Origin of the sequence: Longimicrobium sp. (genome assembly GCF_048594345.1) — a bacterium.
In the GTDB taxonomy this organism is placed as follows: Bacteria; Gemmatimonadota; Gemmatimonadetes; order Longimicrobiales; family Longimicrobiaceae; genus Longimicrobium.
This window is the reverse complement of sequence record NZ_JBMDXM010000004.1, coordinates 19,764-35,087: the sequence shown is the minus strand read 5'-3', so window position 1 is coordinate 35,087 and position 15,324 is coordinate 19,764. Positions and strand designations below refer to the sequence as shown.

The 15,324-nt window shown below is 70.3% G+C and carries 12 protein-coding genes and 1 pseudogene; 10 read left to right on the top strand and 3 right to left on the bottom strand.

Annotation, left to right across the window (positions count from 1 at the left end; genetic code table 11):
- From ACOJUJ_RS00390 to ACOJUJ_RS00380, 3 genes and pseudogenes are all read right to left on the bottom strand, one after another.
- Positions 1 to 114: pseudogene (locus ACOJUJ_RS00390) on the bottom strand (FAD-binding oxidoreductase); the annotation flags it as partial.
- 3 nt (positions 115 to 117) lie between these two features.
- Complete coding sequence (locus ACOJUJ_RS00385) at positions 118 to 759, bottom strand: hypothetical protein (RefSeq protein ID WP_420124856.1); 642 nt, start codon at positions 757 to 759, stop codon at positions 118 to 120.
- 87 nt (positions 760 to 846) lie between these two features.
- Positions 847 to 4,749: an AAA domain-containing protein gene (locus ACOJUJ_RS00380; protein ID WP_420124855.1), complete on the bottom strand. Its 3,903-nt coding sequence runs from the start codon at positions 4,747 to 4,749 to the stop codon at positions 847 to 849.
- 481 nt (positions 4,750 to 5,230) lie between these two features.
- On the opposite strand from ACOJUJ_RS00380, the gene ACOJUJ_RS00375 reads away from it, so the two are divergent.
- The 10 genes from ACOJUJ_RS00375 to ACOJUJ_RS00330 all read left to right on the top strand — a co-directional run bounded on the left by ACOJUJ_RS00375 (position 5,231) and on the right by ACOJUJ_RS00330 (position 15,320).
- Complete coding sequence (locus tag ACOJUJ_RS00375; protein ID WP_420124857.1) at positions 5,231 to 5,512, top strand: FeoA domain-containing protein; 282 nt, start codon at positions 5,231 to 5,233, stop codon at positions 5,510 to 5,512.
- On the top strand, positions 5,509 to 5,730 hold the full coding sequence (locus ACOJUJ_RS00370) for a FeoA family protein (RefSeq protein WP_420124854.1): 222 nt from the start codon (positions 5,509 to 5,511) through the stop codon (positions 5,728 to 5,730). Before ACOJUJ_RS00375 ends, ACOJUJ_RS00370 begins: the two co-directional genes overlap by 4 nt.
- A gap of 85 nt (positions 5,731 to 5,815) precedes the next feature.
- Positions 5,816 to 7,924, top strand: a complete 2,109-nt coding sequence (feoB, locus tag ACOJUJ_RS00365; protein WP_420124853.1) for a ferrous iron transport protein B — start codon at positions 5,816 to 5,818, stop codon at positions 7,922 to 7,924.
- A gap of 57 nt (positions 7,925 to 7,981) precedes the next feature.
- Positions 7,982 to 8,134, top strand: coding sequence for a FeoB-associated Cys-rich membrane protein (locus ACOJUJ_RS00360; RefSeq protein WP_420124852.1), 153 nt, complete (start codon positions 7,982 to 7,984; stop codon positions 8,132 to 8,134).
- Positions 8,135 to 8,567: 433 nt separating this feature from the next.
- Positions 8,568 to 8,981, top strand: coding sequence for a hypothetical protein (locus ACOJUJ_RS00355; protein ID WP_420124851.1), 414 nt, complete (start codon positions 8,568 to 8,570; stop codon positions 8,979 to 8,981).
- A 2-nt stretch (positions 8,982 to 8,983) separates the two neighbouring features.
- Positions 8,984 to 9,205: a helix-turn-helix transcriptional regulator gene (locus ACOJUJ_RS00350; protein WP_420124850.1), complete on the top strand. Its 222-nt coding sequence runs from the start codon at positions 8,984 to 8,986 to the stop codon at positions 9,203 to 9,205.
- A gap of 759 nt (positions 9,206 to 9,964) precedes the next feature.
- Positions 9,965 to 10,381 carry a hypothetical protein gene (locus ACOJUJ_RS00345; protein ID WP_420124849.1) on the top strand — a complete coding sequence of 139 codons (417 nt, stop codon included), beginning with the start codon at positions 9,965 to 9,967 and terminating at the stop codon, positions 10,379 to 10,381.
- Between the two features lie 487 nt (positions 10,382 to 10,868).
- On the top strand, positions 10,869 to 12,398 hold the full coding sequence (locus ACOJUJ_RS00340) for a hypothetical protein (protein WP_420124848.1): 1,530 nt from the start codon (positions 10,869 to 10,871) through the stop codon (positions 12,396 to 12,398).
- Positions 12,399 to 12,432: 34 nt separating this feature from the next.
- Positions 12,433 to 12,831, top strand: a complete 399-nt coding sequence (locus ACOJUJ_RS00335; protein WP_420124847.1) for a BlaI/MecI/CopY family transcriptional regulator — start codon at positions 12,433 to 12,435, stop codon at positions 12,829 to 12,831.
- Positions 12,828 to 15,320 carry a HEAT repeat domain-containing protein gene (locus ACOJUJ_RS00330; protein ID WP_420124846.1) on the top strand — a complete coding sequence of 831 codons (2,493 nt, stop codon included), beginning with the start codon at positions 12,828 to 12,830 and terminating at the stop codon, positions 15,318 to 15,320. Before ACOJUJ_RS00335 ends, ACOJUJ_RS00330 begins: the two co-directional genes overlap by 4 nt.
- The last annotated feature ends 4 nt before the right edge of the window (positions 15,321 to 15,324 follow it).

Sequence of the window (15,324 nt, the reverse complement as noted above, 5' to 3'; positions counted from 1 at the left end):
CCCCGACCCGCCCAGCCCCACCACGCACACGTCGGCGGAAACGTCGCCGTCCAGGCGCGGTAGGCCGGGCCAGGCGCCGTCATCCCACACGGGTGTGTTTCGATCAGCGGTCATGGATCACGACGAGGTTCCCGGGTTGAGGTCCGAAGGCCGGGAGCCCAGCCACACCAGGCCCTTGTGAAAGATGTACAGCGTGTCGGTTCCGTCCGCGGTCGCCTGCACGCGGTCCGCGGAGCGCCCCAGCTCCGCGAGCTCCACCAGCGCCTCCGAGTCACCCGCGTAGGTGCTCGCCATGCGCACGTCGATCACCTGGCCCACGCGCCAGTGCAGATCGTCGAGATCGTACGCGGCGTCCCGGTACTCCGCGGGCGGCTGCGCCGGCGCGTCCTCGGCCGGGTCGAACATGGTGCGGTAGTAGCCGATCGCGTCGCCCACGGCGGCGACCACCTGCGAGTCGTGAAAGTCCGGGTGGAAGAGCCAGATCTCCAGGTAATACGGCTCGCCCGCGGCCTCCAGCCGTTCGCGCCAGGCATCGTGGATGTCGATGAACGCCGCCACGATGCGCCGCCGGAACCAGTGCGGCGGGTTGCGCCGCACCAGCCGGCTCCAGGGGTCCAGCCAGATCTTGACGTAGTGCCTCTGGTCGAGCCGCAACGCCTCCACGTCCAGCTCGCGGTGCGCCAGGCGGAACCGCTCCAGCTGCCGGATGCGCCGCTTCCACCCGCGCACCTTCTTTCGATTCGAAAACGGATTCGGCATCGGCTACGAACGGGGACTCATGGGGTGATTCACGAACGAGATCCGGCTGACCTTGGCGTCGCGCGCGAAGCTCGCGCCGCACGTGGATTACACCTGCTTGGTGCGCACCCGCAGCCGCACCGGCTTGCCGTCCGGCGCGGTCCAGCCGACCTCGCGGGGCGGGGCGGCGAAGTGGGACGGATAGCCCTTGATGGCGGTGGACTGCGTCATCACCTCTTCGTCCTGCGGAACGGTGCGCAGGATGTCTTCGCTCATGAACACGATGAGCTTGGAGCGCGGGCGGGTGATGGACACGTTGAAGCGGTTGGGGTTCAGCAGGAACTCCGCCTCCCGCTCCGCGTACTCGCGGTCCGCCACGGCGTAGCTCACCAGGACCAGCTCGCGCTCGTTCCCCTGCATCCGCTCCACGGTGTCGACCACGGGCAGCTCGTCGCGCGGCCAGCCGCCAGCCACCAGCTCGCCCAGGATGGCGCTGTTCTGCGCGCGGTGCGGGCTGATGACGGCCAGCGCGTGCGAGCGAAATGCCTCCGGCGTGTAGCGCTCGCCCGTGGCGGGGTCCAGCATCCCCGCCCGCGCCAGCCGCGCAATCCGCCCCACCAGCGACGCCTCCACCGCGTTTCGCGCCGTCGCGCGAACGCCCTCGTACGTGCAGAAGACGACCGCATCGTCCGGCGACAGGAAGGCGTCCCACAGCATCGCGTCCAGCGGATCGGAGAGATCGACCGAATCCGCGGCCAAGGCCAGCCGACGGCGCGGGTCCATCGACACGAAGCCCGGATAGAACAGGCGGCGCGGCCAGCGGACCAGCGCGCGGTTCATCCGCCGGCTCTCGCGCAGCTGAAAGCGGCCGAACCGCTCCGCGAAGTGCGCGAAGGCGCTGCCGAAGAGCGTATCTTCGCGCGGATAGCGGCCGTGCAGGATGGGCGGCAGCTGCCGGTCGTCGCCCGCCAGGATCACTCGGCCGCCGCGGCGGATGGAGGAAAGCGCGACCAGCGCGTCGGGCACCTTCATCTGCGACGCCTCGTCGATGACGATGACGTCGAACAGGGGGCGGATGGGGAGGTCGGGGCCGGACTCTTCCTCGTCCTCGGCGGCGGCGCCGTTCATCGCCCGCATCTGCTTCCACAGCGACCAGACGGTGCTGCCGACCACCACCGGCAGCCCGTCCCCGTCCGACGCGGCCAGCACGGACGGCAGGTCCTCGTCGCGGATGACGTCGACGGACGAGCCAACCAGGTCCGCGTCGGCCTCGCTCCCCCGCCCCGCCAGCTTGACCGCGCGCAGCGGCGACGGGATGCCGGCCGCCTGCAGCTCGCGGTCGATGCGCGACAGCACGTTGACGATGGCGCGGTGCGTGGCCGCGCTCACCAGGATGCGCAGCGGCCGCCCCTCGCGCCGCGCCGCCGCGGCCAGGCTGACGAGCTGCCACGCCAGCAGGTACGTCTTGCCCGTCCCCGGCGGGCCCCAGACCACGGACACAGTGCGGTCGAACGCGGCGCGCCACGCCTCCGCCTGCTCCGCGTTCAGCACCGGCCGGCCCAGCTGCTTCTCCGCCGGCGTCAGCGTATCCGCCCACGCCGCATCCGCATCCAGCGGCCGCATCCAGCCGTCCGGCACGGCGCCGCCCAGCATCCCCATCACGAAATCCGCCTCCCCCGCACCACCGGCCAGCGCACGCAGGGTAGCGACCACGCGCCGGGTCGTGAAATCCACCGAAGCGCGGTCCAGCACGCAGACGCGGTCCAGGTCCAGGAGCGGCCGGCCGTTGATCTTCCCCTTCTCCAGCGTCTCCCATTTGTAGTCCGACGCCAGCGTAACCCGCGGCGGATGGGCGGCCAGGTCGTAGTCGATCAGCTCCACCATCAGCTTGCGGCGCAGCCACCCCTTGCTGTCCGTCTCGCCCAGCGTGCGCGCGTCGTCGTTGGTCAGCACCAGCGCGAAGTCGCCAGGGCGGAACTTGGCCTCGCGGCACGCCTCGTCGAACTCGAAGACCACGTGGCCGTTCGCCAGCGTCTCCACCTTGTTGAGCCCGCTGATGCACTCGAAGCGACGCGCGCGGTCCTGCGTCGGCAGCGCGTGCAGTTGGCGGATGGCGACGGCCTCCTCCGCGGCCTCGGCCAGGGTGAACAGGCGCAGCTTTTCCAGCGTGGCGTGGGGGATGGCGTCGCCGCTGCCGTCCGCCGCGGCCGCGAACGCCGCCTCCATCCGCAGCACGGGGTCGCGCCGCCTCAATGCGGCCTCGCGGATGGCGTGGATGACGGAATCCATCGCCTGCAGCTTGCTTCGCACCGTCCGTTCGATCTCGCGCTCCACCTCCCACGGCGCCTGCTCCTCGCCGTTGGCGCGATACGGACGCTTGCGCCACACGTTGTGGATGCGCTCGTACGCCACCTGGCTGCTGAGCGGCCAGCCGTAGTCCGCGCGCGGCCGGTGCACCGCGGCGCCCTCGGACGGCTGCAGCTCGGTGGATACGGACGCCAGGTCCCACGCGTACGGAATGGGCAGCGCAAACAGCTCGCTCACCACGTCGAGCACGACGGTGCCCGGCGGCGAGCCGCCCGCGTCGCCGGCGGGAAAAAGCAGGCGCGACACGCCCGCGATCCCCGGCTGGGTGCCGGGATCGCCCAGGTGCCGCTGCAGGCACTCGCGCAGCAGCTCCGCCTCGCCCCGGTCCCAGACAAAGACGTGCGCCGCCTTTTCCCCCCGCCGGCCGCCATCCCCCGCCGCGCGGGTCGCCTCCTCCGCCGCGTAGACCACGTCCGAAGCGCGCAGGAGAAAGCGGACCAGCATCTCCCGCTCCGCGTCCTCAGACCCGTCGTTCGCCAGAAAGACCTCGCTGACGCCGCGCCCGCTGCCGCGCTCTACCTTGAGTCCCAGCGCGAACACCGTCCCGCTCACCGGATCGCCCTCCGCGGAGAGCAGCACGCGGACGGACTCGCCGATGCCCATGCGGAAGCTCTGCTTTTCCCCCTCCTTGATCTTGCCGTAGTCCAGCGCCTGCACGCGCTTTTTGAGCGTGCCCTCGGCGGATTCCAGCGCGTGGCACCCCTCGTACACGCCGCGCTTGAACTCCGCCTTGCGCAGCTCGCGGACGGAGCGGATGCCGCGCCCGTTCAGCTCGCGCTTGGCCAGCGGCGTCAGCCCCACCACGCGCGACAGGTCGTCGGTACGGTCCGCCTCGGCGCGGCAGTGGTGAAAGAAGGAGCAGCTGGTGCAGCGCGGGCGCAGGTGCCACGCGGCCTCCGCGGGCGCGGCGGCGGCGACGCGAGGCAGGTCGGCGCGCAGGAACTCCATCACGTGATGGCGATACGCGGCCAGCGGAAAGCGCTTGGGCCCGCGCGAGCCGCGCGTCCACAGCCAGCCCCAGCGCGTTTCCACGGTGCCCTCGATCCCCTCGGCGCGGCAGATCTCCTCCAGCAGCACCGTATAGAACGCCACCTGCGCGTAGTGCTGCACCGTGGCCTCGCGGCTCCACTTGACGTCCGCCACGCCCAACATCAGCCGTCCATGCCGGTCGCGGCCGATGCGGATAAGGTCCGGCTGCGCGGGCGCCACCTGCACCTCGCCGTCCACCCCGAAGCGCGCCGCGAACGCCGCCGCGTCCGGCAGCCTCAGCTCCGGCTGGATGAGCCACGTGGCCTCGCCGGGATCGCGCAGCGCACGGACGACGGCGTCGTACGGCAGGCGCGCCGCGTCGCCGTGCTCGTCGTGCCCGGCGCTGATGACGCGCCGCTCGCCGTAGTAGCGCACCAGCGCCCGCAGCGCCTGCCGCTCGAAGCGGCGGCCGGCCTGGGTGAGCAGCCCCATCCCCGGGCGCACGCCCACCAGCGGCCCGGCCAGCGGGTCGCGGTTGGGCGCGGGCACGTCGCCGCCGCGCAGCGCGCGGGGCACCATCTGCCAGCGCAGCTGCCGGTCGCAGCCAAAGCGGAAGTACTGGGAGACGAGCGTGCCGGTGAGGCGCAGCGCGTCGGTGGCGGTTGGGGACTGCAAGTGCGAAGAGAAGTGCGTGAGTGCGGTAGTGCGTGAGTGCGTGAGTGGTTCTTCCGCGCGCGATTTTCATGTGTGCGCATCGTACACCGATGCGGCGAAACGGGTCAAGGACGGCAGGGCGCGATCCCCGGGGCCCTCTCCCCCGCCAGCCCTTTCGCTCGTTCCTCGCGACGGCTGGCGACCCCTCCCCCAACTTCGGGGGAGGGGTTGGGGCCGGCATCTCTGCGGTGCCGATCGTGTGGGGCGTGATGGTGGGCGGGGGAGGGAGGTGCGAAGCACTTCGAGCGGGATCGAAGTTCTCCCCTCTCCGCGAGGAACGAGCGGGGAGGGGCCGGGGGAGGGGCACCACGCGGGCGCAGTTCGATGTCCGCCCATCCCGCACTCCAGCGCTTCCGCATTGTACTTGCCTTGGCGCAAAAACTTCGGTATGTTGCACGCAGTTGAAACTGATTCTCACCCGCAGCCGCAACTCTCCTTGGAGATGCTGAAGCGCCTGTTCGCCAGGAAGGCTCCTCCCGCCGCACCCGCGCGCTGCGCCGAGTGCCCGCTGGCCGCGTGCGCCACCGGGGCCCGCGCCGCCGTGCTGCGCATGGAGTGTCCCATGGACGAGGCGCACAAGCTGCGCGGCATGGGGCTGTTCGAGGGGAGCTGCGTGCAGGTGATCGACAGCCGCAACGGCATGCTGCTGGAGGTAAAGGGCGCGCGGCTGGCGCTGGGCGCCGCGCTCGCGCGTACCATCAAGGTGCTGCCGCTGGCCGGGTGAGAAAGCTGTCGGAGCTGGCCGCTGGCGACCGCGGCAAGGTGGCAAAGGTGGCGGGCGACGCGGACGCGGCCCGCCGGCTGATGGAGATGGGACTGATGCGCGGCACGACCGTGGAAGTGGTGCGCAGGGCGCCCCTGGGCGACCCGCTGGAGGTGAAGGTGCGCGGGTTCATGCTCACGCTGCGCCGCGCCGAGGCAGAGCACATCGAAGTGGAGTAAGGACGAGTTGATGGAAGAGGCCGCGGCCGGAACGATCTCCGCGCCCGCAGCACCCCCGCCAGCGGAATCACCGCGCGGCGGGGGTGTGCTGCATGTGGCGCTGATCGGCAACCCCAACACGGGCAAAAGCACGCTCTTCAACGCGCTGACCGGCATGCGTCAGCGCGTGGGCAACTATTCGGGCGTCACCGTCGAGCGCGTGGAAGGCCGCTACCGCGACGGCGACGCCTCCGTCACCGTCATCGACCTTCCCGGCACCTACTCGCTCTCCGCGTCCTCGCCGGACGAGGAGATCGCGCTGGCCGTGCTCACCGGCCACGCCCCGGGCATCGACCGCCCGGACGTGGTCGTGGTCGTCGTGGACGCGGCCAACCTGGAGCGCAACCTCTTCCTGGCCTCGCAGGTGCTGGAGCTGGGGCTGCCCACCGTGGTGGCGCTGAACCAGGTGGACGCGGCGGAGGCGGCCGGCATTCGCATCGACGCCATCGAGCTCACGCTGGAGCTGGGCGCGCCCGTCGTGCCCACCGTCGCCATGCGCGGCGAGGGGCTGGACGTGCTCAAGTCCGCCATCCGCAAGGCGCCGGGCCTCCCCCGCCCCGAGCGGCAGTTCGAACTGCCCGTGGAAGCCGCTGCCGCGCTCGTTCCGGTGGCGCAGCGGCTGACGGACGCCGGCTTCAACCCTTCCGCCGCGGCAATGGAGGCGCTGCGCCTGCTCGCCGTGCGGGAGGTCGGGCGGCACCTGCAGGCGGTGCCGGAGCTGGAGCCGGCGGTCACGGCGGCGCGGGCGCGGGTGGAAGCCGCGGGCCTGTCGCCGATCAGCCTGGAGGCGGAGTCGCGCTACGGGTGGATCGCGGACGTGGTGGACCGCACCGTCCACCGCGCGGGAGCGGGCGGCGCCAGGACGGTCACGGACCGTGTGGACGCCGTCGTGCTGCACCGCGTGGGCGGGCCGTTGATCTTCGTGGCGCTGATGGGGATCGTCTTTCAGTCGATCTTCGCTTGGGCGGAGCCGCTGATCGGCTTCGTGGAAGGAATCTTCGGCGCGCTGGGCGGCGCGGTGGCCTCCGCCATCCCCGAGGGCGACCTGCAGAGCCTGCTCGTGGACGGGGTGATCGGCGGCGTGGGGAGCGTGCTCGTGTTCCTGCCGCAGATCGCCATCCTTTTCCTGTTCATCGGGATCCTGGAGGACACGGGATACATGGCGCGGGCCGCGTTCATCATGGACCGCTTCATGAGGAGCGTGGGGCTGCACGGCCGCTCGTTCATCCCGCTCCTTTCCGGCTATGCGTGCGCCGTCCCCGGCATCATGGCGACGCGGACGATCGAGAGCCGCAAGGACCGGGTGGCCACCATCATGGTGCTGCCGCTGATGAGCTGCTCGGCGCGCATCCCCATCTACACGCTGCTGATCGGCACCTTCATCCCGCCGATCGCGGTGGCGGGCGTGTGGAACCTGCAGGGGATCACGCTGCTGGCGATGTACCTGCTGGGCACGGTGACGGCGCTGCTGGTCGCGTCGGTCTTCAAGCGGACGCTCCTGAAGGGACAGGCGCGGCCCATGATCATGGAACTGCCGCCGTACCGCCTGCCGCGCCTGCGCAGCCTGGCGCTGTCGGTGGGGCACCGGGCCAGCATGTTCCTCAAGAAGGCGGGAACGGTCATCCTGGCGCTCTCCATCGTGCTGTGGGCGCTGGCGACGTATCCCAAGACGGAGGCGCCGGCCGGGGCGTCGGAGCAGCAGGCGCAGGAGTCGCAGCTGGCGGGGAGCACGCTGGGGCAGCTGGGGCACGCGGTGGAGCCGCTGGTGCGGCCGCTGGGCTACGACTGGAAGATCGGCGTGGGCATCCTGAGCTCGTTCGCCGCGCGCGAGGTGTTCGTCAGCACGATGGGCACCATCTACGGCGTGGGGAGCGACGCGGACGAGGGCTCGTCCACGCTGCGCGAAAAGCTGCGCAACGAGCGGCACGCGTCCAGCGGCGCCATCGTGTACACGCCGCTGGTGGCGGTGGGGCTGATGGTGTTCTACGTCTACGCCATGATGTGCATGAGCACCATCGCCGTGGTGATCCGCGAGACGGGCGGCGGTTGGACGGGCGTGCGCTGGGCGGCGTTCCAGTTCGGGTGGATGCTGGGGCTGGCGTACCTTTCGGCGCTGCTGGTGTACCAGGGTGGGCGGGCGCTGGGGTGGGGCTGAGGGTGAACGGGTGAACGGGTAATGGGGTGAACGGGTGAATCGCTGGAGTACGGATCGATGGATATCCAGACGCTGATCGTATTTCTGATCGTGCTGGCGGCGGCGCTGTTCATCGGCAACCGCTTTCGCCGCACGCTGCTCGCCGCCCGCGCCACGACGGGCAAGGGAGGCAAGAACTGCGGCCCCGACTGCGGCTGCTCGCCCCACTGACGCGGCGCGGCGCCGACGCACCGAGCCCCGGAGCCTCACGCGAGGTCCGGGGCTTGTTCGTCTGTGGGGCCAGATGTATGAGAGTCTGCCGTCGGCCGCTCGTGGACGTTCATCCAGGCGTGATCTTCGGCGGCAAGGGCGAATAAATTCGCTGCAACAACCACACGAAATCCGCCTTCGCGGATTGGAGGCTCCGGTGGCGACTCGAACTTCTGTGCGCGCCCGGGCGCTGGCTGGCAGCCCCGCGCGGATTGTGGAGCTTCCCGCTGTTCCAGCTGCGAGATTCATCCGCCGTGACCCATCCGCCTCGAAACCGCTCATCCACCTTATGTAAGAAATACTTGACACATCTCCCGGCTGCGATTAGACTCTGCCATGTACTAAATATTTTACATCACGTCGGGGATACCTGACACTGCTTCGAGGAGATACGATGGGTCTGACGTTCCAGGAAAAGAGCCTGTGGCTGATGTTCGTCAGCCTGACCGGCGTATTCGGCTTCTACTTCGTGACGGTGCTGCCTGCGAACGGGGCGGACGTGATGCCCAACCAGATGGTGCTGTTCACGGTGGCGGTGGTGATGCTGGTGATCATGCAGGTCGTGGGGCACACGATGATGGCCATCATCGACCGCAACACGGAGACGGACGAGCGGGACCGGCTGATCGCGCTCAAGGGCACGCGCAACGCCGCGTACGTGCTGGCGACGGGCGTTTTTCTGGCGCTGTGCGCGGCGATGGTGACGGACGGCAATTTTCTGTTCACGCACCTGCTGCTGGGGTTCTGGGTGCTGGCCCAGCTGGTGGAGATCGGATCGCAGCTGTTTCTGTACCGGCGGGGGTCCTGAGCATGGGCAAGGGTGGCGGGCGCATCACCAACGAGATCCGCACACTCCGCTTTCACCACGGCGAGATGACCCAGCAGGAGCTCGCCGAGCGCATCGGCGTAACGCGCCAGACGGTAAACGCCATCGAGGGCAACAAGTACTCGCCGTCGCTGGAGGTAGCGTTCCGCATCGCGCGCGTGTTCGGCGTGCCCCTGGAGCGCGTCTTTCAGTATGGAGAAGAGTGAAGGTCGATCCAATCTAGTTGTGCAGATACTCTGCGGAGCCAGGGATAGCCGGTGATCGAAGCCAATATCCCGGGTGTGCATTCGTAAACGACGCTCTCGCTACGTCGTCTCACGAGGCCTGCAGGACCGCAGGTGCAGAAGATCGAGGCGCGTGTCTTGCGGGACATCTTTCCGGCCACAGCGATCGATCCCGTTCCGTGGTCTCACCCCTGAAAACGGTACTTACCATGACTCGACACTTCTTCTCCGGACTCAAATCAGCGTACGTACTGGCGGTGGCGTGTGCCCTTGCCTTCGGCAGCAAGGAGCTTCTCGCCAGCCCTGGCGCCTCAGCCACCGCGCGGGCGTGCTCGATCAGTCAGTGCGGCGAGTCATGCAGCGACGCAGGGTTCGACTACGGTCTCTGCCGGAACGGTGTGTGCCAGTGCTATTTCCGGATGTGCGGCGACGTCCAGTGCGAATGATCCTCTGGCTCCAACCGCTATAGCCAGACGCAACGCGAACAAAGGGCGCGGAGAACGACGGAAGTTTTCCGCGCCTTTTTTGATGCGCCCTGCACACCAGGCACTCGCCGGACTCCCGTATCCCTTTCCCCGCCGCACTGACCGTTGTAGCGAAGCGGCTTGGAAGTCGTTCGCGTCCGAATCCTGCTCGTCGACACGAACTCTGCAATACAAAGTACTTGACGACAACATCGGAAGCGGCTACCATAGGGAGCGCGGCCGACGGTTTTCAACGAATCCGAGTGAGGTGATTGCGATGTCCAGCCTGGTCGAGGTCCTGTATCCGCTCCCGGATTTTCGGCGCACGCCGCTCTCCACGGTGCGCTGGTGGGAATCGCGCCGCCTGGCGTTCAACAAGGCGGTGGGCGGCGCGGGACTGGTGACGCTCGCGGGCGTATCGTTCTTCGCCGCGCTTCCCCCGTTCTCGTCCGTCATCCCCCTGCCGATGATGGTGATGGCCGCGGGGGTGTACGGGATCCTGGCAAACGGCTGCTACACGCTGGGCTGGGTGACCGAGCTGGTCGCCCGGCGCATGTGGGGCCGCAGCGCGCCGGACATGGGGCCGCTCCTGTTTCGGCAGGGCGTCATCTTTTCCGTCGGCCTGACGCTGTTGCCGCTGCTCCTGTCGGTGTTGCTCTGGGTAGCCCGTATCGTGGCGGCGGTCGTCGGGTAGGAAACGAAGGGACAAAGAGAGGCGGGGACACGGCGAAGGTGCCGTGTCCCCGTTTTTGTCAGGCATGGGGTCCAGGGCCATCGGCACGCTGTCGCCCGTCATGCAGCCGGACCCGGGATCGTTCAAACCATTCGTGCGGCACAACTGTCCGAAGGGGCGAAGGCACCGGGATCGGCCCCGATCCGGGAGGTGATCGCCTGGGACGTGGCACAGCGCGGCGCCCGTACACCGTCCGCCCGTGAAGGAAAGTCTTGCGCCTATGTTTTACACCTGTATTATTTACCTGTCGAAGCAATCGCCGACCGCCCCACCCGTAGCCACCATGGGCCATCTACCCGCTGACGCAAAGCCCGCACGGGCCCGTTCCATCCGCCGTCTCCTCGCAACGGTTCTCGTAGCGGGTGCCGGCCTGGTAGCGGGCCCGCTCGTAGCCCAGCCTGCGCCCGCGGTGGCGGAAAGCGCGTTGCTGGGAGGGTGGGAGGGGGAGATGCGGACGGCGAAGTGGCCGCAGTTCCTCACGCTCACGCTGCGGCCCCGGGACAGCGAGCCGGTGAGCACGCTCGAGACGCTGGGCCGCACCTTCCCCGCCAGCGAGGTGCGAGTGGATGCCGACTCGGTGATGATGCGGATCGGCGATGGAGCGGGCGCCGTGACCATCCGCGCCGGCCTGCGCGACGGAACGCTGAGCGGAAGCCTGATGCAGGGGCGCGACACGCTGCCGTTCGCGCTGCGGCCCATCCCCCGCTACCCGGCGCCGCGCGACCGCGTGGAGGCGTGGGCGCAGGACATCGACGCGCTGTCGACCCGCTTCATCCGGCTGGACAGGAGCTTTACGCCGGAAGAGCGCGCGCGCTTTCTGGCGCACCTTGAAGAAACGCGCAGCCGCCTGCCCCAGCTGCACGACAACGAAGTCATCATGCGCCTGGCCTCGGCCATCGCAGTGGCCAACAACGCCCACACGCGCCTGTACCTGCTGCGCAACGCTACGGAGCTGCGCCGGCTTCCGCTGCGGCTGTGGTGGTTCGGCGACGGCCTGTACGTGGTGCGCACCACGCCGGAGCACCGCCGGCTGCTGGGGTGCCGCGTGGACCGGATCGGCGGGGTGGCGGCGCGGATGGCGCGCGACCGCGTGGCGCAGGCGTTCGCGGGGAACGCGTCGTGGGCGGACTACATGAGCGTTTACTCACTCACCAGTCCGGAGGCGCTGCACGGGATGGGGATCATCCCCTCCCCCGACTCGGTGGAGCTCGCCGTCGCCGGCTGCCCGGCCGGTGACGCGAACCGGACCGTGGTGGCGCCGCTTCCCCTGGCGCGGCGCGACGGTTCGTTGGAGGCGTGGTGGGACCTGTCGCCGCGGCATCCGGGAATCGACTCGTCGTGGGTGCACGTGCTGCCGCGCGACCCGCTGCCGCTGTATCTTCGCAATCCCGCCAGCAACTACTGGTTCGAGTACCTGCCGGAGCAGGGCGTCCTTTACTTTCAGTACAACCGCTCCCAGGACGCGCCAGGCGAGAGCACGGCCCGCTTTGGCGAGCGGCTGCTGGCGGCGCTGGACGAGCACCGGCCGCGCGCCTTTGTGATGGACGTGCGGTTCAACACCGGCGGCGACCTTACCAAAGCGGCGGACCTGATGGCGCGGCTGCGGGAGCGCACGCGCGGCATCCCGCGGTTCATCATCACCGGGCGGACGACGTTCTCCGCCGGGATTACGCAGGTGGCCGCGTGGAAGCAGGCCGGCGACGTGACGATCGTGGGCGAGCACGTGGGCGACGAGCTGGAAACGTGGGCCGAGGGCGGCAACGTGCGGCTGCCCAACTCCGGCTTCAAGGCGCACTTCGCCAACGGCGCGCACAGCTACTCCCCGGCACCCTGCCCGGCGGAAACCTACTGCCACGACCTGTCTTCGCCCCCGCTGGCGCCGAACGTACCGGCCACGGCCACCTGGGCGGACTACCATGCCGGCCGCGATCCGTCGCTGCAGGCGATCCTCACCCTGCTGACGAACCGCGATCGATGAAGACGAGCCTTCCGCCTTTCACCGCGAGCGCGCGATGAGCTATTCCCTGACCGAATTGCAGCTGGCGATGATGAAGGTGTTGTGGGAGCGCGGCGAGGTGAGCGTGCTGGACCTGCACGACGCCCTGCGCGCCCAGCGCAAGATCGCGCAATCCACGGTAGCCACGCTGCTTACGCGGATGGAAAAGAAGGGGCTGGTCACCCACCGCCAGGACGGGCGCCAGTACCTGTACCGCGCGCTGGTGAGCGAGGGCTCCGTGCGCCGCTCCGTCGTCGCCGAGGTGTCCGGCCTGTTCGGGCGGCTGTTCGAGGGCGACGTAACGGAGATGGTGAGCCACCTGCTTCACCAGAGCGACGTGGAAGCGGATGACCTGGCGCGGCTGCGGAAGATGATCCAGCAGCGCGAAGACGAGCTGAAGGGAGGTGCCGAATGAGCGAGACCGCCCTGCGTGCCGCGGCGTGGCTGCTTACGTATGCGCTGCACAGCACCCTGCTGCTGGGTGCCGCCGCCCTGCTCGCCCGCCGCGTCCGCGGCGAGGCGTGGCGCGAGACGCTCTGGAAGGCCGCCCTCATCGGCGGCATCGTCACGGCGACCGCGCAGACGCAGTCCGGCTACGATCCGCCCGCCGGCACCTGGCGCCTGGGCAGCACGGTGGCGTTCACCGCCGTGTTGCCCGCCGAGGAGGCGGCCTCCGCGCAGCCTTCGCCCGCCATCCACACGCCGGGCGGCGCCGCGCCGCGGCCTGCATCGATCGAATCGACCGCATCGACCGAACCCGCCCCTCCGAGCACGCCGGCGGCCGTATCCACCGGTCACGTGGAATCCACCGGCGCCCTCTCCATCCGCCCGCTGATGAGCCTGGCCATCGGCGCGTGGGCGATGATCGCCGCGCTGCTGATCGTGCGCATCGCGTGGCGGCAGGGGCGGCTGCGGAGGATGCTGCGCGGGCGTCAGGCCGTCAGCGATCCTGCGGTAGTGGGGATGATGGCGGAGCTGCGGCGCAACGCCGGCCTCGGGCGCCCCGTCCGCCTGACGGCGTGCGACGCCACGCCCACTCCGCTGGCCCTTGGCGGCGGCGAGGTGTGCGTGCCGCCGCGGTTCCTCGTCGACCTGGATCCCGAGCAGCAGCGCAGCGCCCTGGCGCACGAGCTTGCGCACCTGGCGCGGCGCGACCCGGCGTGGCACTTCGTCATCGCCCTGATCGAGGCCGTCTTCTTCTTTCAGCCGCTCAACCGCCTGGCCCGCCTGCGCCTGCGCGAATCCGCCGAGTTCCTGTGCGACGAGTGGGCCGCGCGGCAAACCGGCTCGCCGCTGGGGCTGGCCCGCTGCCTGGCGGAGGTGGCGTCGTGGGTGGCGCCCGGCAGGCCGCCGATCCCGGCCGGCACCATGGCCATGGCGGAGGGCGGATCGCCGGTCGTGCAGCGCGTGCAGCGGCTCACTACGTGGCGCGGCGGGTCGCACGAGGGGAACGGGGTGACGCGGATAGGCGGCGCCGTACTGCTGGTGCTCGCCATCGCCGCCGCGGCCCCCGCGGTTGCGTCCTCCGGCGAGGGGAAGCCGGAAGCCGCGGCGGTCGATCCGCGAGTGGGCGTGGAGCCGGAGCAGGCGGCGGCGGTGGATGACGACACGCTGCGCAGGCAGACGGCCGGGCACGACGGCATCATCCGCCATCCCCGGCCCGCGGAGCCGCTGGCGCGGCGCTGGGCGTGGGCGGTGGAGGAGATGGAGTCGCGGCGGATGGCGCGCGCCTGGGTGGCGTGGTCGGCGCCGGCGCCGCTCTCCGCCGGCCCCACGTGGATCGCGAACGCACCGGGGACGGACCACGTGACCGTGAACCAGCGCCTGGGCGCCCCGGCGGAGCACATGGTGCTGCTCGCCGCCGTGGCCCGCAACGGTCAGGTGGAGTACGTAATGGGGCACGGCGCGCTGGTGGAGCTGGGCCGCCAGCCGATCGTCTGGCTGGGCGCGGCGACGGACGAGGAGAGCTTTGCGCAGCTGCGGGGCGTTGCCGACGAGCTGCGAGACCCCGAATACCGCGAGGCCGTAATGGAGGTGGTGGGGATGCACGACGCGGCGGGCGTGGTGCCGTACCTGGCCGCCGTGCTGGGCCGCGACGGCAGCAACGGCGTGCGCCGCGAAGCCGCCACCGCGCTGGGCCGCCACCGCGGCGACGAGGCGCTCTCCGCCCTGGAGACGGCCGTGGAGCGCGACGGCGCCAAGGACGTGCGCCGCGAGGCGGTGGAGGCCATCGGCCGGATGGGGCACCCGCGCTCCCCCGCCGTGCTGCGCGAGATCGCCACCTCCGCGCAGGATTCCGGCACCCGCCGCGACGCCGTCGAGGCGCTGGGACCGGCCGGCAGCGTGGAATCGCTCGAGTCCCTGCGGCGCATCGCCCTCACCGAGACCGACGCGAAGGTCGCGCGGCAGGCGGTGGAGTCGATGGAACAGTACCCCGCCGCGCAGGCCACCCCCGTGCTGAAGCAGATCGCCTTCCAGCGGGAGCGGGCAGAGGCCGCGAAGCAGGCGGCGGAGTCGCTGGGCCGCTTCCCCTACCAATGGACGCTGTCCGCGCTGGACTCCATCGCCCGCACGCATCCGGATCGGAGCGTCGCCCTGCAGGCGGTGGAGTCGCTGGGCGGCTACCGCGACGCGTACGTGGACACCTACCTGTCCGTCATCGCGGCCCGCACCCGCGCCCCCGCCGTGGCCGAGGAAGCGCGCGACCAGATCCGCAGCCACGTGACCCGGCAGGGCAACCGCCCGCCCCCGCCCGGCCCGCCGCCGAACGTCCGGCGGGCTCCACGCCGGAGCCCTAACGCACGGCCGGCCGTCCCTGGCGGACGGGCGGTTCTCCCTGCTCATCGCTACCGACCTCACTCGCCCGACCCACCCGGCGGCGGCCTTTCATGGCCGCTGCCCTGACCGG

What these genes read in the sequence shown, in the direction of transcription:
- ACOJUJ_RS00350 (WP_420124850.1), top strand. Translation starts at nt 8,984, where the DNA reads ATGGGCAAGGGTGGCGGGCGCATCACCAACGAGATCCGCACACTCCGC.
- ACOJUJ_RS00360 (WP_420124852.1), top strand. Translation starts at nt 7,982, where the DNA reads ATGGATATCCAGACGCTGATCGTATTTCTGATCGTGCTGGCGGCGGCG.
- ACOJUJ_RS00345 (WP_420124849.1), top strand. Translation starts at nt 9,965, where the DNA reads ATGTCCAGCCTGGTCGAGGTCCTGTATCCGCTCCCGGATTTTCGGCGC.
- ACOJUJ_RS00330 (WP_420124846.1), top strand. Translation starts at nt 12,828, where the DNA reads ATGAGCGAGACCGCCCTGCGTGCCGCGGCGTGGCTGCTTACGTATGCG.
- ACOJUJ_RS00375 (WP_420124857.1), top strand. Translation starts at nt 5,231, where the DNA reads ATGCTGAAGCGCCTGTTCGCCAGGAAGGCTCCTCCCGCCGCACCCGCG.
- ACOJUJ_RS00335 (WP_420124847.1), top strand. Translation starts at nt 12,433, where the DNA reads ATGAGCTATTCCCTGACCGAATTGCAGCTGGCGATGATGAAGGTGTTG.
- ACOJUJ_RS00355 (WP_420124851.1), top strand. Translation starts at nt 8,568, where the DNA reads ATGGGTCTGACGTTCCAGGAAAAGAGCCTGTGGCTGATGTTCGTCAGC.
- ACOJUJ_RS00385 (WP_420124856.1), bottom strand. Translation starts at nt 759, where the DNA reads ATGCCGAATCCGTTTTCGAATCGAAAGAAGGTGCGCGGGTGGAAGCGG.
- ACOJUJ_RS00340 (WP_420124848.1), top strand. Translation starts at nt 10,869, where the DNA reads ATGCGGACGGCGAAGTGGCCGCAGTTCCTCACGCTCACGCTGCGGCCC.